The organism is Streptomyces sp. HUAS 31 (genome assembly GCF_028198125.1).
Taxonomy (GTDB): domain Bacteria; phylum Actinomycetota; class Actinomycetes; order Streptomycetales; family Streptomycetaceae; genus Streptomyces; species Streptomyces chartreusis.
The window spans coordinates 5593509-5608533 of the sequence record NZ_CP116353.1 but is presented as its reverse complement, the minus strand read 5'-3'; the positions used below and the strand labels follow the sequence as shown (position 1 = coordinate 5608533).

Below are 15025 nucleotides of genomic sequence, written 5' to 3'. Positions count from 1 at the left end.
TAAAGAGACCGTAAGCAGCCCGTCACGCGTTGAGATCTCGTCGAGACGCGCGACGCGACACCGCGCGGTTCGCGACCGCTGCGCGCGGTCGGGCCCGGGGTGGGGTTTTCCCCCCGGGATCGCGGCGGCCCGCTCCATGGCGCGGCGGCCCGGCGCGCGGCACGCTAGCCCATATGACCGAACGCCCCAGCCCTGTCAGGGACGCCTCCGGGCGGCCCGAACGCGAGCAGCAGCCGCTGCCGCCGGCCCGTTTCGCCTACGACCGGCAGACCTGGAAGGAGATCGCGCACCTCCTGGCGAACCTTCCGCTGGCCCTGCTCGGCTTCACCTATGTCGCGGTGGTGCTGTTCACCGGCGCCATGCTGACGCTGACGGTGATCGGCTTCCCGCTGCTCGCGGCGGGCCTGGTGGGCGCCCGGCAGCTGGGCAAGATGGAGCGGGCACGCGCGCGTGCGCTGCTGAACGTCGACGTGGCCGAGCCGAGCCCGCTGCCGTTGCGCGGTGGCCGGGACGGCTTCTTCCCGCAGTTGTGGCAGGCGCTGAAGGACCCGGTCGGCTGGCGCACGATCCTGTACGACTTCATCCGCCTGCCCTGGGGCATCCTCACCTTCGTCATCGCGCTGACCTCGCTGTTCGTGCTGTGGCCGGTGCTGCCGTTCATCGCGCGGGGCCTGACGAACGCGGACCGCGCGATGGTCCGCGGCCTGCTGTCGCCCTCCGACGAGCTGGAACGCCGTATCGCCGAGCTGGAGTCGGACCGGGGGGTCGTCGTGGACACGGCGGCCGCCGATCTGCGGCGCATCGAGCGCGATCTGCACGACGGCGCGCAGGCCCGGCTGGTCAACCTCGCCATGGGGCTGGGCCTGGCCAAGGAGAAGCTTCTGGAGGACCCGGACACCGCGGCCTCGATGGTCGAGGAGGCGCACGGCGAGGTGAAGCTCGCGCTCCAGGAACTGCGCGATCTGGCCCGCGGCATCCATCCGGCCGTCCTGACCGACCGCGGTCTGGACGCCGCCCTGTCGGCTGTGTCCTCGCGCTGCACGGTGCCGGTGAAGGTGACCGTCGACCTGCTCGCCAGACCGGTCGCGGCGATCGAGGGCATCGCCTATTTCACGGTCTCCGAGCTGCTTCAGAACGTCAGCAAGCACAGTGCGGCGAAGTCGGCGTCGGTCGATGTGTGGCGGTCGGACGACCGGCTGCTCATCCAGGTGCGGGACGACGGTCGCGGCGGCGCGAGCCTGGACGGCGGCACCGGTATGCGCGGGCTCGCCGACCGGCTGGACGCGGTGGACGGACTGTTCGTGATCGACTCGCCGCGCGGCGGCCCCACGACCGTGACGGCGGAGCTGCCCTGGCGGGACCGCACCCCCGGGCAGAGGTAGGGAAAACCCCCCGTTCAAGACGCCGACGGCCTCCATGTCGCGAGGACCTGCGGCCCAGGAGGGTGGAGGTACGACGGCACAGCCCCGCGGGGGCTACGGGACGAGGAGAACGGACGAGCCGATGGCCACGGAGTACGGACAGGGTTACGGGCACGGGCTCGCTCTCCACGAGCACGGCCTTCCCGAGCACGACGGCGGGCGACGGCACCGGCTGCCGGCCGGGCTGCGGGCGCCGTTCGAGCCACGCAGCTGGCGCGAGTTCGGGTACGTGCTGCTGAGCCTGCCGATCAGCATCCTGCTGTTCGTGTACGCCATCACGATGGTGTCGCTGGGCGCGGGCCTGCTGGTGACGTTCCTCGGCATCCCGGTGCTGGCGGCGGGCCTGGCGGGCTGCCGCGGCTTCGGGGCGCTGGAGCGGGTACGCGCGCGTGCCCTGCTCGACCTGGAGGTGGCCGACCCGGAGCCGCTGCGGATGCGCCGGCGCGGCTTCATGGCGTGGATGGGCGCCGTACTGAAGAGCGGGACGTCGTGGCGGGCCCTGCTGTACGCGGTGCTGCACTTCCCGTGGGCGGTGTTCTCGTTCGTCGTCGCCCTGAACGTGTGGGTGTACGGCTGGGCGCTGCTGACGTACCCGCTGTGGTTCTGGGTCTTCCCGATGTGGGCCGGCCAGGACGGGCTTCAGATCTACGGCGACGAGACGCACAGCTTCTACCTCGACAACCCCTTCGAGATCACCGTCACCGCGCTGGTGGGCCTGCTGTTCACGCTGGCCACGCCCTGGATCGTGCGGGCCCTGACGACGGTGGACCGGCTGATGGTGCACGGTCTGCTCGGGCCGTCGAAGCTGGCCACGCGCGTGGTGGAGCTGGAGTCCGACCGCGGGGTCGTCGTCGATACGGCCGCTGCCGACCTGCGGCGCATCGAGCGCGACCTGCACGACGGAGCGCAGGCCCGGCTGGTGGCCCTGGCCATGGATCTGGGCCTGGCGAAGGAGAAGCTGTCGGAGGACCCGCAGGCCGCAGCTCGGATGGTCGACGAGGCGCACGGCGAGGTGAAGACGGCGCTCCAGGAGCTGCGCGATCTGGCCCGCGGCATCCATCCGGCGGTCCTGACCGACCGCGGTCTGGACGCGGCCCTGTCGGCGGTGGCCTCGCGGTGCACGGTGCCGGTGGAGGTCCAGGTCGACCTGACGGAGCGGCCGGTTCCGGCGATCGAGGGGATCGCGTACTTCACGGTGTCGGAGCTGCTCCAGAACATCAGCAAGCACTCGCGGGCCACATGGGCGGCCGTGGATGTGTGGCGGGTGGAGAACCGGCTGATGCTGCAGGTCGTGGACAACGGGATAGGCGGCGCGGCGACGTCCGGCGGCTCGGGCCTGTCGGGACTGGCCGAACGGCTGGACGCGGTGGACGGGATCCTGGTCGTGGACTCGCCGGTCGGGGGGCCGACCCGGGTCACGGCGGAGCTGCCGTGGCGGACCGTGTAGGTCGGGGCGTGCCGCTGTCGTTCGCGGCGTGCCTGTGTCGTTCGGCGCGTGTCATTCGACCGCGCGCCCGGTGAGGCGGGATCCGGCTCCGGTTGGTTCGGGGCCGGATTTCCGTGTGCCGGATTTCCGTTTCCCGGGGTTCCGGTCGGCGGAGTTCCAGTCTGCGGAGTTCCGGGGTCCGGCTTTCCGGTCGACGGGCCTCCGTTTACCGGCTTTCCTTTTGCCGGCTTTTCGTTTGTTTGCAAGCACTCCCTGAGCACGCGCCCCGAAGTCGCCCCCTTTGTGCCCACGCGATCCGAACTGCGTCGGGAAGGTTATCCACAGGCCCGGTACGGAAGAGCCGATCGCGGGATACTGAGGTCGCGAAGGACGACAGGGCCGGGGCACGCTCGGCCGAACGCCAAGGCTCGGGGGGCCGAGGATCGTGGAGGACAGGGTGCGGGTGGTCATCGCCGAGGATTCGGTGCTGCTCAGGGAGGGGCTGACCCGGCTGTTGACCGACCGTGGGCACGAGGTCGTGGCGGGGGTCGGAGACGGCGAAGCCCTGGTCAAGACCATCACCGAGCTGGACGGCCAGGGCGAGCTGCCGGACGTGGTGGTCGCGGACGTACGGATGCCGCCGACGCACACCGACGAGGGAGTGCGGGCGGCCGTGCTGCTGCGCAAGGCACACCCCGGTCTCGGGGTACTCGTCCTGTCGCAGTACGTGGAGGAGCGGTACGCCACGGAGCTGCTGGCCGGTTCCAGCCGCGGGGTCGGCTATCTGCTGAAGGACCGCGTGGCCGAGGTCAGGGAGTTCGTGGACGCGGTGGTGCGGGTCGCCCAGGGCGGTACGGCGCTCGACCCGGAGGTCGTCGCCCAGCTGCTGGGCCGCAGCCGCAAGCAGGACGTGCTCGCGGGACTCACCCCACGGGAGCGGGAGGTCCTGGGGCTGATGGCCGAGGGGCGGACGAACTCGGCCATCGCCCGGCAGCTGGTGGTGAGTGACGGCGCCGTCGAGAAGCACGTCAGCAACATCTTCCTCAAGCTCGGGCTGTCCCAGAGCGACGGGGACCACCGGCGCGTGCTCGCGGTCCTCACCTACCTGAACTCCTGATGGACCGACCCCGTGTCAGTCAAGTGGGTGACCGCTCCGCGGCGTCCACCGGACGGACGCGAGCGCGGCAACCGAACAAACAACAGGGAGCGTCTTCAAAAGCAGCGCCGGGGGCGCGGAAATCATGACAAGTCAGGGTGGCAAACCGGCTCAATTCCTTGTCCGTCATGCGAATGGCCCAGGGAGGGCGACCTTTGCGGACGTAGGGTTGATCCTGGGAAGGCTTGCGGGAAGGCCAGCCCAGACAGCCGCCTCGAAGGAGGTCCAGTTCAGTGACCAGCCAGGTCAGTAGCCCATCGGAGCAGGCCGACGAAGCCGTCGTGGGAGAGCAGCGCAAACCGGCAGGGACGAAGGACGTCCGCCGGCTGGACCGAGTCATCATTCGATTCGCGGGGGACTCGGGCGACGGTATGCAGCTCACCGGCGACCGCTTCACCTCGGAAACGGCGTCCTTCGGGAACGACCTGTCGACGCTGCCGAACTTCCCCGCCGAGATCCGTGCCCCCGCCGGAACCCTGCCGGGTGTGTCCTCCTTCCAGCTGCATTTCGCCGACCACGACATCCTGACTCCGGGCGACGCGCCGAACGTGCTGGTGGCGATGAACCCGGCGGCCCTGAAGGCCAACATCGGCGATGTGCCGCGCGGCGCGGAGATCATCGTCAACACCGACGAGTTCACCAAACGGGCGATGCAGAAGGTGGGCTACGCCACCTCGCCGCTGGAGGACGGTTCCCTCGACGGGTACAGCCTCCACCCGGTGCCGCTGACGACCCTGACGGTCGAGGCGCTGAAGGAGTTCGACCTCACGCGCAAGGAGGCCGAGCGCAGCAAGAACATGTTCGCGCTGGGCCTGCTGAGCTGGATGTACCACCGTCCGACCGAGGGCACCGAGAAGTTCCTGAAGTCGAAGTTCGCCAAGAAGCCCGACATCGCGGCGGCCAACATCACCGCTTTCCGCGCGGGCTGGAACTTCGGCGAGACGACCGAGGACTTCGCCGTCTCCTACGAGATCGCCCCGGCGACGACTGCCTTCCCGGTCGGCACCTATCGGAACATCTCCGGGAACCTGGCCCTGTCCTACGGGCTGATCGCCGCGTCCCGGCAGGCGGATCTGCCGCTGTACCTGGGCTCGTACCCGATCACGCCGGCCTCGGACATCCTGCACGAGCTGAGCCGGCACAAGAACTTCGGCGTACGGACCTTCCAGGCCGAGGACGAGATCGCGGGAATCGGCGCGGCGCTGGGAGCGGCCTTCGGCGGCTCGCTGGCGGTGACGACGACGTCCGGCCCGGGTGTGGCGCTGAAGTCGGAGACCATCGGCCTCGCGGTGTCCCTGGAGTTGCCGCTGCTGGTGATCGACATCCAGCGGGGCGGGCCGTCGACCGGCCTGCCGACCAAGACCGAGCAGGCGGACCTGCTGCAGGCGATGTTCGGGCGCAACGGCGAGGCGCCGGTCCCGGTGATCGCCCCGTGCACCCCGGCCGACTGCTTCGACGCGGCGCTGGAGGCGGCGCGGATCGCGCTGACGTACCGCACGCCGGTGATGCTCCTTTCGGACGGCTATCTGGCCAACGGCTCCGAGCCGTGGCGGATCCCGGAGACGGACGAACTGCCGGATCTGACCGTGCAGTTCGCACAGGGTCCCAACCACACGCTGGACGACGGCAGCGAGGTCTTCTGGCCGTACAAGCGCGATCCGCAGACCCTCGCCCGGCCGTGGGCCATCCCGGGCACGCCGGGCTTGGAGCACCGCATCGGCGGCATCGAGAAGGAAGACGGCACGGGCAACATCTCCTACGCGCCGGCCAACCACGACTTCATGGTCCGCACCCGCCAGGCCAAGATCGACGGCATCGAGGTGCCGGACCTGGAGGTCGACGACCCTTCCCCAAGCTCTCAGCTTCGTTCGAGCAGGGGAGGCCCCAACGAGGCGAAGACGCTGGTGCTGGGCTGGGGGTCGACGTACGGCCCGATCACCGCAGCCGTACGCCGTCTGCGCACCGCGGGTGAGTCGATCGCACAGGCGCATCTACGCCATCTGAACCCGTTCCCGCGCAACCTGGGCGCGGTACTCGGACGTTACGAGAAGGTGGTGATCCCCGAGATGAACCTCGGTCAGCTCGCCACCCTGATCCGGGCGAAGTACCTGGTGGACGCCCACTCGTACAACCAGGTCAACGGCATGCCGTTCAAGGCGGAACAGCTCGCCAAGGCTCTCAAGGAGGCCATCGATGCCTGAGACGTCCACGGAAGGCACGGGCACGATCGAGGCACTCTCGCTCATTCCCAAGGCCGAGGCACGCCAGTCCATGAAGGACTTCAAGTCCGACCAGGAAGTGCGCTGGTGCCCCGGCTGCGGTGACTACGCGATCCTCGCGGCGGTCCAGGGCTTCATGCCGGAGCTGGGTCTGGCCAAGGAAAACATCGTCTTCGTCTCGGGTATCGGCTGTTCGTCGCGCTTCCCCTACTACATGAACACGTACGGGATGCACTCCATCCACGGGCGCGCTCCCGCCATCGCGACGGGCCTTGCCACATCGCGCCGGGATCTGTCGGTGTGGGTGGTCACGGGTGACGGCGACGCGCTGTCGATCGGCGGCAACCACCTGATCCACGCCCTGCGCCGCAACGTCAACCTCAAGATCCTGCTGTTCAACAACCGGATCTACGGTCTGACGAAGGGCCAGTACTCCCCGACCTCCGAGGTCGGCAAGATCACCAAGTCGACGCCGATGGGTTCGCTGGACGCGCCCTTCAACCCGGTGTCCCTCGCGATCGGCGCGGAGGCGTCCTTCGTGGCCCGCACGGTCGACTCCGACCGCAAGCACCTCACCCAGGTACTGCGGGAGGCCGCTGCCCACAAGGGCACGGCGCTGATCGAGATCTACCAGAACTGCAACATCTTCAACGACGGTGCGTTCGAGGTCCTGAAGGACAATCAGCAGGCCGAGGAAGCGGTGATCCGCCTCGAACACGGGCAGCCGATCCGCTTCGGCACGGACCTCGCTCGCGGTGTGGTCCGCGACGCGCAGACCGGCGACCTGAGGGTCGTCAACGTCACCCCGGAGAACGAGTCGCAGATCGTGATCCACGACGCCCACGCCGCGTCCCCGACCACAGCCTTCGCCCTGTCCCGTCTGGCCGACCCGGACACCCTCCACCACACCCCGATCGGCGTGTTCCGCTCGGTGGAACGGCCGGTCTACGACACCCAGATGGCCGACCAACTGGACTCGGCGATCGAGCAGAACGGCAAGGGGGATCTGGGGCAGTTGCTGGCGGGTGGGGACACCTGGACGGTCGTCGGCTGAGGCCGACAGGCATGTGAAGGCCTGGGCGCACTACGAAGCCCAGGCCTTTCGCGTCAGGCGTCGGGGATGTCCCGCTTGGCGCGCAGAAGCGTCTCGCGCGTGATGACGACGATGCGCTCGCCGTCGGCACGGGTTACGCCCGGCGGGAGGAGGGCGTCCAGGTCTTGGGTGGCGTCGGTACCCATGACGGCGAAGTTGCCGTCACTCAGTTCGAAGATGTCCGGACAGGTTTCCATCGTTTGACTGCCCCGCATTTTGGGTGGATCTCCGATGCGGCGGACGACGGTGAGCTCAGAGAATTCGCGGGGCAGCAATGGAGCCTCTTCTAGCCATGACCGGACAGGGTCCGGTCAAGGTACTCCAAGATCGATTCAGGGCTGCGGCTCCCCCGAGGACGGCCCCACGATCCACCACTCGTCCGGGTCATCGGCGAGTTCTTCCAGGATGATGTCGACTGCCGCACCGACCCTCGCCTCCTCGGAATCCGCCGGCAGACTGCGGCGATGCTCCACCGTGCGATCCCAGTACTCGGCGAACACCGCGTTACGGCAGAGAACTCGTACGTGCCCGATGAGTTCGTCCCAGTCGCACGCACGGACGCGGTAGGCCAGGAGCAGGTTTCCGTACTGCCGGTGAGCAAAGATCATCTGTCGGCGCTTCCCCTCAGGAAGTCCTGTCAGCGTGCTGCCCGCACTGGCAAGGGAAGAATCGCCGATCGCCTGATCCATCTGCTCCACCGTGAGCCGGTACTGCTGAATCAGGTTTGCCCGGTGTATCTCTTCGGTCATCAACGTGAGCTGCCTGAGCAACTCCAGAAGAATCTCCTCCTGGCGTTGACGGCGACGGCCGCGTGCGCGAAGCGCTCGCATCACGCCGCGTCCCGCCACGACCGCAGAACCGATCCTGCTGGCTCCCGCGGTCGGAGTCTGTGTGGCCATGTCAAGCAATCCCCCTGGATCCGGTAACCGCGCACCGAAGGGCGGACGCATGGGCGTATGCGCGGTGGGCGTGACACTCCGCGTCCAGCCTGCCCGTCAGTCAACGGCGGCGCGGGAGGCGGAGAGGGGGCGCATGGAAGGATGTGTCTCGCATGTCGACCAACGCCCTGACATATGTGTGCCCCCAGGCGCCGTACGCATTCCTGTCGGCGGGGCCAGGCGATTCACATCACCCCTGATCAGAGCCGCCTTTTCGCGCGTCGTACACCTCGCGCGCCTTCTGCACCTCCCCCATCCGCTCCTCGGTCCACAGCGCAAGCCCCCGCACCTGTTCCGCCGCCTCGCGGCCCAGGTCGGTGAGGGAGTAATCGACCCGCGGAGGGATCACCGGCTTGGCGTCGCGGTGGACGAGGCCGTCGCGTTCCAGGGTCTGGAGGGTCTGGGTCAGCATCTTCTCGCTGACCCGGCCGATCGCCCGGCGCAGTTCGCTGAAGCGGTACGGCCGGTCGAGCAGCTCGATCAGGACCAGGACACCCCAGCGGCTGGTCACATGCTCCAGCACCAGCCGGTGCGGGCACATCTGCTCGCCCGTGTCGTACTTGCTCGCCGTCACGCCCACCACGTCACTTACTGCCATGCCAGTACCTTACTTCAAAGTGGGTACTTTCGCAGAGTTAGCGCACCTCCTAGGGTTAGTGCCATCGCACCCCACAAGGAGTTCTGATCATGAGCATCGTCGTCACCGGAGCCACCGGACACCTGGGCCGCCACGTCGTGGAGCAGCTGCTGGAGAAGGTCCCGGCCGACCAGGTGACCGCCGTAGTGCGCACCCCCGAGAAGGCCGCCGACCTCGCCGAACGCGGCGTGAAGCTCGCCGTCGCCGACTACAGCGCCCCCGAGACCTTCGACGGACTGTTCGCCGCAGGCGACAAGGTGCTGCTCATATCGGGCAGCGAGGTCGGCAACGACCGCGTCGGCCAGCACAAGGCCGTCATCGACGCCGCCAAGGCCGCCGGCGTCGCCCTGCTCGCCTACACCAGCGCCCCCGGCAGCCTCACCGCCGCCCTCGCCGACGACCACCGCGGCACCGAGAAGGCGCTCCTGGCGTCCGGCCTGCCGTACACGCTGCTGCGCAACGGCTGGTACCACGAGAACTACACCGAGAACCTCGCCCCGGTCCTGGAGCACAGCGCCGTCACCCACGCCGCCGGCACCGGCCGCGTCTCCTCCGCCTCCCGCGCCGACTACGCGGCCGCCGCCGTCGCCGTACTGACCGGCGAGGGGCACGAGAACCAGACGTACGAGCTGGGCGGCGACGTCGCCTGGAGCTTCGCCGAGTACGCCGCCGAACTGAGCCGTCAGACCGGCAAGGAGATCGCCGAGAACCCCGTCTCCGTCGAGGTCTTCACCGGCATCCTGGCCGGCGCCGGGCTGCCGGAGCCCGTGGCCGCGATCATCGCCGGCGTGGACGCCTCCGCACAGAAGGGCGAACTGGTCGTCGACAGCGGCGACCTGTCCCGTCTCGCCGGCCGCCCGACCACGCCGATCTCCGAGGCGATCGCCGCCGGCCTGAAGGGCTGACCCGGCCCCTTCCGGGCGCCCTCGCAGGCGGAAGCAACGCCCCGCAGCGCACCCGGGCGCCCTGACCCCCGCGTGTCATGACCGTATGGCGATACGGGCATGACACGCGGGGGCTTTCGGCGTTACCTTCGTGCGGGCCGACGTAGGGACGCGGCCACGTGAGGGCACGAAGGAGGGGCCGTGACCGGGAAGTCCAAGGGCGAGCGGCACATAGGTCTGCTGAACGGCTTCGCGGCCTACGGGATCTGGGGGCTGTTCCCGCTGTTCTGGCCGCTGCTGGAACCCGCCGGGTCGGTCGAGATCCTCGCCCATCGGATGGCCTGGTCCCTCGTCTTCGTGACGGCCGTACTCCTCGTCGTACGGCGCTGGGCCTGGGCCGGTGAGCTGATCCGCCAGCCGCGGCGGCTCGCGCTGGTCGCCGTGGCCGCGGCCGTGATCACCGTCAACTGGGGCGTCTACATCTGGTCCGTGAACTCGGGCCATGTCGTCGAGGCCTCGCTCGGGTACTTCATCAATCCGCTCGTCACCATCGCCATGGGTGTGCTGCTGCTGAAGGAACGGCTGCGGCCCGTGCAGTGGGCGGCGGTCGGCGTCGGCCTCAGCGCGGTGATCGTGCTGACCGTCGGGTACGGACGGCCGCCGTGGATCTCCCTCGTCCTCGCCTTCTCCTTCGCCACCTACGGGCTCGTGAAGAAGAAGGTCAATCTCGGTGGCGTGGAGTCGCTGGCCGCCGAGACCGCGATCCAGTTCCTGCCCGCGCTCGGGTACCTGATCTGGCTGACGGCGCAGGGGAAGTCGACGTTCACCACGGAGGGCTTCGGGCACGCGTCGCTGCTCGCGGCCGCCGGTGCTGTGACCGCGCTGCCGCTGGTCTGCTTCGGCGCGGCGGCGATCCGGGTGCCGCTGTCGACGCTGGGGCTGCTTCAGTACCTGGCGCCGGTCTTCCAGTTCCTGATCGGCGTCGTCTACTTCCACGAGGCCATGCCCGCCGAGCGGTGGGCCGGGTTCGCGCTGGTGTGGCTGGCGTTGACGCTGCTCACGGCGGACGCGTGGCGCGCGGCGCGGCGCTTGAGGAGCGCCGGGTTCAGGGTGCCGCGGGTCGAGAAGCCGAAGTCGGCCGTGGTGGACGCCTGATCTGGGGGCTGCCGCCCCCAGACCCCCGCTTCGGCCCTGAACGGGCCTCGTCCTCAAACGCCGGACGGGCTGAAAGAGAGCCCGGCCACGCGAGCATGCCGGGCACCGACCGGCGATTCCTGTTGCGCCCCGCTCCCCCGCCCCCATTGAGTGGTCGCATGACAAAGGAACCCGCGACCGCGCCGGCGCCCCTGCACTGGAAGCTCGTCATCGACTGCGCCAACCCCCAGTCCCAGGCCGACTTCTGGGCCGCCGTGCTGCACTACGAGGTCGAGGACAACAACGCCCTGATCGACCGGCTGCTGGAGCTCGGCGCGCTGCCGCGCGAGGCCGTCGTCGAGTTCCACGCCCGGCTCGCATTCCGGGACCTGGTGGCCGTACGGCATCCCGACGACCCCTACGACAAGGACAGCGGCACCGGGCTGGGACGGCGGCTGCTGTTCCAGCGCGTTCCCGAGGAGAAGACCGTCAAGAACCGGCTGCATCTCGATGTGCACACGGCGGCCGGGGAGCGTGAGGGCGAGGTCGAGCGGCTGGAAGGGCTGGGAGCGAGCGTGCTGCGGCAGGTGCGGGAACCGTCCGGGGCGTGGGTGGTGATGGCGGACCCGGAGGGCAACGAGTTCTGCGTGCACTGAGCCCGCGTCGGACTCAGGGTTTTCCCTATACGAACATCCCGTCCGAATAGCGCTCTTGACGGAGAGTCAGGCTCACCCTCACCATCCAGGCACCCCATTCACTGAGGAATCCCTGCGATTCCCCAAGGAATTCGGAGCCCCCCACCATGAAACTCTCCGTCTCCTGGCGCACGTCGGCGGCTGTCGCCGTCGCCGCCGCCACCCTCCTGACCAGCGGATCCATAGCCGGCGCGGCGCCCAGAGCCGAGGCCCTGGCCGCCGCCCCCGACATCCCCGTGGCCGGCGTCAAGGCCCATCTCACCCAGTTCCAGTCCATCGCCACCGCCAACGGCGGCAACCGCGCCCACGGCCGCCCCGGCTACAAGGCATCCCTCGACTACGTGAAGGCCAAGCTGGACGCCGCCGGGTACACCACGGCCATCCAGCAGTTCACGTCCTCCGGCCGCACCGGCTACAACCTGATCGCCGACTGGCCCGGCGGCGACGCCAACCAGGTCGTCATGGCCGGCTCCCACCTCGACAGCGTCACCTCCGGCCCCGGCATCAACGACAACGGCTCCGGCTCGGCGGCGGTCCTGGAGACCGCGCTCGCCGTGTCACGGGCCGGCTACCACCCCACCAAGCATCTGCGGTTCGCCTGGTGGGGCGCGGAGGAGCTGGGGCTCGTCGGCTCCCGCTACTACGTCAACAACCTCTCCTCCGCGAACCGGGCGAAGATCAGCGGCTATCTGAACTTCGACATGATCGGCTCACCCAACCCGGGCTACTTCGTCTACGACGACGACCCCGCGATCGAGAAGACCTTCAAGGACTACTACGCCGGCCTCGGCGTCGCGACCGAGATCGAGACCGAGGGCGACGGCCGCTCCGACCACGCGCCGTTCAAGAGCGCCGGCGTGCCGGTGGGCGGCCTGTTCACGGGCGCGAGCCGCACGAAGACCGCGGCACAGGTGACCAAGTGGGGCGGTACGGCCGGGCAGTCCTTCGACCGCTGCTACCACTCGTCCTGCGACACGACGTCCAACATCAACGACACCGCCCTCGACCGCAACAGCGACGCCGTCGCGTACGCGGTGTGGGAGCTGTCGGAGTAGTACGCCGGGTCACCGGCATCGGACAGCGAACGGTCAGCCGGTGGGCGGTTCGGCCGACTTGGCGGCTCGGGCAGCGAGGCGGTCCATGCGGGCACGGGCCGCCTCCAACTCCTCGACGTCGTCGGCGGCCGGACCGCCCTCGGCCGTGAGCTCGTCCCACAGCCCGAGCAGGTCCCGGCCCATGTGCAGTCCCTGGGCCGGGTCCCGCACGGCGCGCCAGGCCGTGGCCGCGCCGTGCAGACTGCCGTACGCCGCCTCCGCGTCACGCGCGCTGTGACGCCTGCGCGCCACGTCGAGGGCGAGCGCGAAGGCGCGCTCCGGTTCGCCCGCCAAGTAGGCGATGTAGGCGCCGAGTTCGCGGATCCGCAGCACCTCGGCGTGCTGCGGTCCGAGCACCGCCGACGCCTCCGCCACGGTCCGCTCCGCGAGCTCCGCCGCCTCCGCCGTGCGTCCCGCCGCCACGGCGTCGTTGATCCGCGCCATCGGTACGGCGAAAGGGGAGGCGTCGGCCGTGGCATCGGCCGGCGGATCCCCGAGAACGGCCTCGGCGACCGCGTCGAAGCCGCGGGGCGGAGCCGGCTTGGGGTCGGGGTCCGAGGCGGGGTCGGGAACAACGTGGGAGTGAGGGTGGGGGCGAGGGTGCGGGTCGGGACCGGGGGCCGGCTTGGCGGCCGGGGTCGGGACCGGCAAGGGGGTCGGATCCGAGACGGGGATGCGGGTGGAGGGCTGCGGCGGCGCGCCGACCGGTTCCGGCCTTGGCCCCGGCGTCGGCGTCGGCGTCTGCGTCGGGTTCAGGGGTGCGTCCATGGGGCCGCTCGCGGATGCGTCCGACGGTGCCTTGCCGGGCGCATCCACAGGTGCGTCTACGGGTGTGTCCAGCGGCGCGTGTACGGGTGCGCCCAGGGGTGCCTCCACGGGTGCGCCCATGACCGGCGGCGGCCCGAACTCCCCGAGCGGCGGGGCGACCGTGCCCGGTGCGGCGTCCCGCGCCGGCTCGGGCAGGGCGCGCAGCCGGTAGGTGGGCGAGGGCGAGGCGTCCTGCGACGGGCCCGGCAGCGGTCGTAGGACATGGGTGGGCTTGTCGTGGTGCGGTTCGGCGCTTGGCGCCGGTGCCCCGGCCCCGCCCGGCGTCGGCGTTGGGTCGGCGCTCGGCGGAGGGGCGGGCAGCGCGGGCCGCTCCGTCGCAGGCGCCACGGCGATGGCCTGTGCGGCGGGCGGACCGGTGCGTACGGGCTCGGCGGTGAAGCGGCTGGAGCCGTCCTCCTCGACCAGCAGCGGGACGACGTAGCCGATGCGCTCGTCGTGGACGGTGGCGTGCACGGGGTGGCCGCCGGCGCGGGCGATGCGCTGGAGGTGGGCCAGGACTACGTGCTGGATCTCCTCGCCCGGGGCCGCCATGACGGGGACGCCGCCGATGGACGCGCCGCCCGCGCCCGGACCGGCGACGGGGACGTGCACATCGATCGGCGCGGCCACCTGGGCCGCGGCGGCGTGTTTCTGTTCCCGCTTCTTCGCGCGGCTCAGTCGAGGCATCGCTTCCCTCACTCGCATGCGTCGGGGAGTGCGCGGACGGCGCGTTCGGGTTCCATGGTGCTCCCTCTCGCCGTCGGGTTCCGCTTCCCCGGCGTCCAGGTCCGGTTGTACAGGTCGGACACGTCGTACACGTAATCTCGAGTCTCTCCGGCCGCGCACGGTACGGACGTCACCGTGACGTCACAGACTCGTTCCAGGAGCTTGTGCCACGTCACAGCGTTCTCATGCCCGGCTCGAAGATCGATGGCGTGACGAGGGAGGAGTACGGGCATGCGGACTGACATGCGCGTGCAGCAGGGCCGGCCGCAGCCGGGGCCGGAGATCTGGATCCGCGGGCCGGTGGCCCTCCCGGAGGAACCTCCGCCCTCCCCCGGCGCCTTCCGACCCCGGCGTTTCTCCTGGGTCGGTGTGTGCGGCGGGGCCGGTGTGTCGACGCTCGCCTCGGTCTACGGCGGCCACGACTGCGGACGCGGCTGGCCCGGCCCCGCCGATCCGCCGTCGATACTGCTCGTGGCCCGCACCCACGCGGCCGGGCTGACCGCCGTGCTGAACGCCTTGGAGGTCTTCCGGCGCGGGGAGGCGCCGCACGGGCTCGACCTCGACGCGGTCGTCCTGGTCGCGGACGCGCCGGGGCGTCTGCCGCGACCGCTCGCCGAGCGGGTCAAGGTGATCGAGTCGGTGATCGACGTCTACCGGGTGCCGTGGGTGCCGGCCTGGCGGCTCGGCGATCTGAGCGGGCAGCCGCCGCGGGAGGCGGACGCGCTGGCGCGGCTCACCGGGCGGGCTCGGTGAGGTCGGGTCGGGTCGTCGGGTCGGGTCGTCGGGTCGGGTCGG

General features: G+C 70.1%; 14 protein-coding genes. 10 read left to right on the top strand and 4 right to left on the bottom strand.

Going from position 1 to position 15025, the window contains the following annotated elements:
- Positions 1–173 precede the first annotated feature (173 nt).
- The 5 genes from PGH47_RS25090 (at position 174) to PGH47_RS25070 (ending at position 7276) form a co-directional block, all read left to right on the top strand.
- On the top strand, positions 174–1382 hold the full coding sequence (locus tag PGH47_RS25090) for a sensor histidine kinase (protein WP_271665322.1): 1209 nt from the start codon (positions 174–176) through the stop codon (positions 1380–1382).
- A gap of 121 nt (positions 1383–1503) precedes the next feature.
- Entirely contained in the window at positions 1504–2868 is a 1365-nt protein-coding gene (locus PGH47_RS25085) for a sensor histidine kinase (protein ID WP_271665321.1), read from the top strand.
- 436 nt (positions 2869–3304) lie between these two features.
- Positions 3305–3964 (top strand): response regulator transcription factor, encoded by a 660-nt coding sequence (locus tag PGH47_RS25080; protein WP_280116610.1) that lies wholly within the window; start codon positions 3305–3307, stop codon positions 3962–3964.
- Between the two features lie 272 nt (positions 3965–4236).
- Positions 4237–6204 (top strand): 2-oxoacid:acceptor oxidoreductase subunit alpha, encoded by a 1968-nt coding sequence (locus PGH47_RS25075; protein ID WP_271665320.1) that lies wholly within the window; start codon positions 4237–4239, stop codon positions 6202–6204.
- Positions 6197–7276, top strand: a complete 1080-nt coding sequence (locus tag PGH47_RS25070; RefSeq protein WP_271665319.1) for a 2-oxoacid:ferredoxin oxidoreductase subunit beta — start codon at positions 6197–6199, stop codon at positions 7274–7276. Before PGH47_RS25075 ends, PGH47_RS25070 begins: the two co-directional genes overlap by 8 nt.
- Positions 7277–7329: 53 nt before the next feature.
- On the opposite strand, the gene PGH47_RS25065 is transcribed toward PGH47_RS25070, so the two are convergent.
- The 3 genes from PGH47_RS25065 to PGH47_RS25055 all read right to left on the bottom strand — a co-directional run bounded on the left by PGH47_RS25065 (position 7330) and on the right by PGH47_RS25055 (position 8851).
- Positions 7330–7530, bottom strand: coding sequence for a hypothetical protein (locus PGH47_RS25065; protein WP_271668144.1), 201 nt, complete (start codon positions 7528–7530; stop codon positions 7330–7332).
- Between the two features lie 117 nt (positions 7531–7647).
- Entirely contained in the window at positions 7648–8214 is a 567-nt protein-coding gene (locus tag PGH47_RS25060) for a DUF6082 family protein (protein ID WP_271665318.1), read from the bottom strand.
- Positions 8215–8443: 229 nt separating this feature from the next.
- Positions 8444–8851 (bottom strand): winged helix-turn-helix transcriptional regulator, encoded by a 408-nt coding sequence (locus PGH47_RS25055; protein WP_271665317.1) that lies wholly within the window; start codon positions 8849–8851, stop codon positions 8444–8446.
- Between the two features lie 89 nt (positions 8852–8940).
- On the opposite strand from PGH47_RS25055, the gene PGH47_RS25050 reads away from it, so the two are divergent.
- From PGH47_RS25050 to PGH47_RS25035, 4 genes are all read left to right on the top strand, one after another.
- Positions 8941–9795: an SDR family oxidoreductase gene (locus PGH47_RS25050; RefSeq protein ID WP_271665316.1), complete on the top strand. Its 855-nt coding sequence runs from the start codon at positions 8941–8943 to the stop codon at positions 9793–9795.
- Positions 9796–9975: 180 nt separating this feature from the next.
- Entirely contained in the window at positions 9976–10929 is a 954-nt protein-coding gene (gene rarD, locus PGH47_RS25045) for an EamA family transporter RarD (RefSeq protein WP_271665315.1), read from the top strand.
- Between the two features lie 158 nt (positions 10930–11087).
- Positions 11088–11564: a VOC family protein gene (locus tag PGH47_RS25040; protein WP_271665314.1), complete on the top strand. Its 477-nt coding sequence runs from the start codon at positions 11088–11090 to the stop codon at positions 11562–11564.
- Positions 11565–11710: 146 nt separating this feature from the next.
- The gene (locus PGH47_RS25035; protein ID WP_107904197.1) at positions 11711–12658 is read left to right on the top strand and encodes a M28 family metallopeptidase; all 948 of its coding nucleotides are present in this window, start codon (positions 11711–11713) and stop codon (positions 12656–12658) included.
- Between the two features lie 33 nt (positions 12659–12691).
- Here PGH47_RS25035 and PGH47_RS25030 read toward each other — a convergent pair whose 3' ends face one another.
- Positions 12692–14191: a tetratricopeptide repeat protein gene (locus tag PGH47_RS25030; RefSeq protein ID WP_271665313.1), complete on the bottom strand. Its 1500-nt coding sequence runs from the start codon at positions 14189–14191 to the stop codon at positions 12692–12694.
- Positions 14192–14461: 270 nt separating this feature from the next.
- On the opposite strand from PGH47_RS25030, the gene PGH47_RS25025 reads away from it, so the two are divergent.
- Positions 14462–14983: a DUF6668 family protein gene (locus tag PGH47_RS25025; RefSeq protein ID WP_271665312.1), complete on the top strand. Its 522-nt coding sequence runs from the start codon at positions 14462–14464 to the stop codon at positions 14981–14983.
- The last annotated feature ends 42 nt before the right edge of the window (positions 14984–15025 follow it).

Coding starts and splice junctions, on each gene's coding strand:
- PGH47_RS25090 (WP_271665322.1), top strand. CDS start 174: ATGACCGAACGCCCCAGCCCTGTCAGGGACGCCTCCGGGCGGCCCGAA.
- PGH47_RS25085 (WP_271665321.1), top strand. CDS start 1,504: ATGGCCACGGAGTACGGACAGGGTTACGGGCACGGGCTCGCTCTCCAC.
- PGH47_RS25070 (WP_271665319.1), top strand. CDS start 6,197: ATGCCTGAGACGTCCACGGAAGGCACGGGCACGATCGAGGCACTCTCG.
- PGH47_RS25065 (WP_271668144.1), bottom strand. CDS start 7,530: ATGCGGGGCAGTCAAACGATGGAAACCTGTCCGGACATCTTCGAACTG.
- PGH47_RS25060 (WP_271665318.1), bottom strand. CDS start 8,214: ATGGCCACACAGACTCCGACCGCGGGAGCCAGCAGGATCGGTTCTGCG.
- PGH47_RS25055 (WP_271665317.1), bottom strand. CDS start 8,851: ATGGCAGTAAGTGACGTGGTGGGCGTGACGGCGAGCAAGTACGACACG.
- PGH47_RS25050 (WP_271665316.1), top strand. CDS start 8,941: ATGAGCATCGTCGTCACCGGAGCCACCGGACACCTGGGCCGCCACGTC.
- PGH47_RS25040 (WP_271665314.1), top strand. CDS start 11,088: ATGACAAAGGAACCCGCGACCGCGCCGGCGCCCCTGCACTGGAAGCTC.
- PGH47_RS25035 (WP_107904197.1), top strand. CDS start 11,711: ATGAAACTCTCCGTCTCCTGGCGCACGTCGGCGGCTGTCGCCGTCGCC.
- PGH47_RS25030 (WP_271665313.1), bottom strand. CDS start 14,191: ATGCCTCGACTGAGCCGCGCGAAGAAGCGGGAACAGAAACACGCCGCC.
- PGH47_RS25025 (WP_271665312.1), top strand. CDS start 14,462: ATGCGGACTGACATGCGCGTGCAGCAGGGCCGGCCGCAGCCGGGGCCG.